The sequence below is a fragment of the Candidatus Sordicultor fermentans genome (assembly GCF_012728195.1).
GTDB lineage: Bacteria > Atribacterota > Atribacteria > Atribacterales > Caldatribacteriaceae > Sordicultor > Sordicultor fermentans.
Window position 1 is genome coordinate 1 of sequence record NZ_JAAYFP010000050.1, and the last position, 3,435, is coordinate 3,435.

Below are 3,435 nucleotides of genomic sequence, written 5' to 3' on the forward strand. Positions count from 1 at the left end.
CTTTCCCCTATATTGTCATTGGGAGTCCATGATTTTGCCTGTGTGGCGCTGCCCCTCGGGAGTCACCATAATCCTCTTTTTATCACATGGCGTGACAATTTCTATCAGACATCATCATGCGCTTTGTGGCATCAACAATTTAGCGCCGTAAAAAGAATCTTATCAAAATAGTTGCTGTATTTTCGAGTCGGTGGTAGTATTTCATTTGTAAATTAGCTATCTTGTTTAGATACTTAGATACCTTGAGGGAGGTATTAGAAATTATGCGTCGCTGGACTGTGATGGGGATAGTGAGCTTTTTTCTTCTTTTAGCTATTTCCCCCCTTGGTGCCAGAGAAAAAGAGGAAGCTATCCTTGAGGGTAGGGCTTTTGTTCCTTTTATTACCTCAGAAAACCAGGTCAAAGAGCGATTTTTTTCCCGGGCATCAATCACTGTTATTGATCTTCACACCGGAAGAGTGGTCGCAGAAGGGGAAACGGGAATGGACGGTTCTTATGAAATACCTGTTCCTCCCCGAAGGTCGTATCTCGTTCAATTTCAAAAAGATAACCAGATAATTCTTGATATCTGTGAACGAGTGAAAAAAGGAGAAAGGTATAACCTCTCTTTTGCCAATGCTCGCTCTACAGCAATGAGTCTTGTTCTCCTACATCTTTTTTCCGGGAAAAAAGACCCGAATATTATAATTACCTATAAAGCTAATCGCATCCTTCAGGCAGAGTCTTTCCCTCTTCTTCAGCAGAAAGTCTCCGAGGCCATTGCCCGGGGGAAGAATCCAGAAGATGATTCAGAAATACGGCTTCTCATTGACCATATCGCTTTGAGTGTCCAGTAAATGATGCTCTATATAATTTCTTTCCCGGTCTCCTGCTTTCCCAGAGTAGTAATAATGAGGTCTAAAACCCCGGGTACAGAGCTCTTCCCCCAAGGTATTCATACCTGGAAAGTAGCTGCCAGGTCTCTCAATTCTTGAGCCAACTGAGCCAGAAATCGGGAAGCAGAGGTTAACTCTTCTAAGGAAGCACTTTGTTCTTCAGTAGATGCAGAAACCTCCTGTGAAGAAGCAGCATTTTCTTCTGATACAAGAGCCACTGAGCTTATACTCTTGCTTACTCCTTGAATACGGCTATCAATTTCCTGAATCATCTGAGCATTATCTTCAGAAAGAGCAGCTACTTCTTCAGCGCTTTTTTCCGTGATTTTCTGAGAATTCTTCGCTTCTTCAAATACCAGGCCTAAATTACTAACACTCTGTATCACTTTCTGAACGGTGGCAAGAATATTCTGGAAATTCTTTGCCACTTCTTCTGATTCTTTCACTCCTTCCTGGACCCGGTCTTCAGCTCTTTCCATTCTCTCTACCGCCATCTGAGTGTCGTTCTTTACTTCTTCGATTAAAGCAGAAATCTGCTGTGCTGCTTGAGCTGATTGTTCAGCCAATTTTCGGACTTCACTAGCCACCACGGCAAACCCTCTTCCTGCCTCTCCTGCTCGGGCGGCTTCAATTGCAGCATTTAAAGCTAAGAGATTGGTTTCCTCGGCAATACCGGTAATTAAATCCACAATTTTACTTATTTCTTGGGATCTCACTTCCAGCGTGGAGATAGATTGAGCTACTTCCTGCGTTACCCGGGAGATTTCCTGGATATTCTGGGCTAAAAGAAAAAGAAGCTCCTGCCCTTTCCTAGCTTCTTTTTCACTATTTTCTCCTTCGGTGCTCGTTACCTTCATGGCTTTTTCAATTTCATAAAGAGAGAGCCGGTTCTTTTCCAGTCCTTTTTTCATCTCTGCTATTAAATTTAGGTTCCTCTGAGTGGCTTCACTCAGGTGGTGGGTAATTTGAGAAATCTTCTGGGTCTCCTGGCTAATGGCTTCTAACTCGGTACTCTGCTCGGTAGAGCCCTGTGCCACCTGGGAAATGGTCTTGGCAATCTCTTCTGTAGCTTGAGAAATCTCCTCAATCGAGGAAGAGAGTTCTTCACTTGAGGAAGCCAGAGCAGAAGAAACTCTCAACACCTGACTTATGAGCTCCCGTAGCTTTTGAATCATAGAGTTAAAACTACGAGCTACTTTCCCTATCTCGTCTTTACTTTTAACTTCTATTTCCTGACGAAGGTCTCCTTTTTCCACCATCTCACAACCCCTGGTTAATTCAAGTATGGGTCCTAAAATACTGCGATAGAGAAAAAAGGCAGAAATCAATCCTGCAGCTAAAGCTAAAAGACCCACTAAAAGCAGGGTGCTCTGGATCCGGTCTATACGGGCAGTGATGGCGCTGATTTCTTCTAGGGAAGCCTCCTCGTAGTCTTGCAATTCAGAAAGAATAAGAAAAGCGTTATTTACCTCATTAATGGAGTAATAACCCAATCCTACTGCCACTAATAAAAGAACAATCAATAAGCCAAACCCTAAGAGCAGTTTTCCTCGCAGGGATAAAATCAATTTTCCACCTCTCCCTCTTCTCTTTTCTCCATTTCCTCTTTCATAGTTTGCAGAGCACCTTTTTCTTCTTTAGTTAACACTTTGGCTAAATCTAAAAGGATAAGAAGCTTGTTTTCTAATTTCCCTACTCCTTTTATATATTCAGTATCGATAGAAGAGATTATTAGAGAAGGAGCTTCTATTTTTTCTTCACTAATTCTCAAAACCTCATCCACGGCATCTACAATCATTCCCACCGTATTAGGAGGAACTTCTACTACCACAATTCTCGTATTTTTAGTTTCTTCCCGAGGAGGAAGGTGAAATCTCTTCCGGAGGTCAATCACCGGGATTACTCTTCCTCGTAAATTAATTACTCCTTCTACAAAGTCTGGAGCTCCGGGAACCTTGGTAATAGGTTGCAAACGAATGATTTCTTCCACCTGAGATATATCCACCCCATAAGTTTCTTCTCCCAACTGAAAAGCCACTAATTGGAATTCTTTAGGCAAGGTTCTTCCCTCCCTTTTTTATAGATTACGGTCTTATATTGCCAATTATAAAAGGAAATCAATCCTTCCTTTTCCATATGAAGGACGGTTTCCCAGACATCCACTATTTCCGCTCCTAACTTACGGGCTAAATCTTCTAAGAATATTGCTTCAGAAAAGGAACCCCAAACCTTCTCTTCTAATTCCTTCAGCGATTCTTCCTCGTACAGCAAGACTAACCCTTTCTCGATGAATCTTTTTCTTCCTTACTTCCCGAAGAGGAGCTTTTTTTTGAAAGAGGAACAATGATTAAATTCCGATAGTTGAAGAATGCCGTCTGGTTATTTCTTACCTGTACCATTTTCATATCTACTCTTACCTCCTCTTATAAATATTATCGGCAGCTTCTCCCAAAACTTTAGAGCCAGGAATTTTTTTGAAAAAAGAAATCTGTGTATTCAGCGCAATGGAAATCCAGCACACAACAGAACTCCATTGCCAGCACCCTTAAAATAAACTACC

Annotated in this window: 4 protein-coding genes; 1 reads left to right on the forward strand and 3 read right to left on the reverse strand. The window is 41.8% G+C overall.

The annotated features are described in order from the left end of the window. Positions 1 to 263: 263 nt before the first annotated feature. Entirely contained in the window at positions 264 to 836 is a 573-nt protein-coding gene (locus GXZ17_RS02555; protein WP_409375725.1) for a hypothetical protein, read from the forward strand. A gap of 98 nt (positions 837 to 934) precedes the next feature. Here the strand turns inward: GXZ17_RS02555 and GXZ17_RS02560 are convergent, their stop codons facing one another. From GXZ17_RS02560 to GXZ17_RS02570, 3 genes are read right to left on the reverse strand one after another with little or no spacing between them, the layout of a single operon-like run. Beyond that, positions 935 to 2,443, reverse strand: a complete 1,509-nt coding sequence (locus GXZ17_RS02560; RefSeq protein ID WP_409375726.1) for a methyl-accepting chemotaxis protein — start codon at positions 2,441 to 2,443, stop codon at positions 935 to 937. Continuing rightward, on the reverse strand, positions 2,440 to 2,934 hold the full coding sequence (locus GXZ17_RS02565) for a chemotaxis protein CheW (RefSeq protein ID WP_409375727.1): 495 nt from the start codon (positions 2,932 to 2,934) through the stop codon (positions 2,440 to 2,442). The genes GXZ17_RS02560 and GXZ17_RS02565 overlap by 4 nt, the downstream gene beginning before the upstream one ends. Beyond that, the gene (locus tag GXZ17_RS02570; RefSeq protein ID WP_409375728.1) at positions 2,913 to 3,146 is read right to left on the reverse strand and encodes a hypothetical protein; all 234 of its coding nucleotides are present in this window, start codon (positions 3,144 to 3,146) and stop codon (positions 2,913 to 2,915) included. Before GXZ17_RS02570 ends, GXZ17_RS02565 begins: the two co-directional genes overlap by 22 nt. Positions 3,147 to 3,435: the final 289 nt, after the last annotated feature.

What these genes read in the sequence shown, in the direction of transcription:
- GXZ17_RS02555 (WP_409375725.1), top strand. Translation starts at nt 264, where the DNA reads ATGCGTCGCTGGACTGTGATGGGGATAGTGAGCTTTTTTCTTCTTTTA.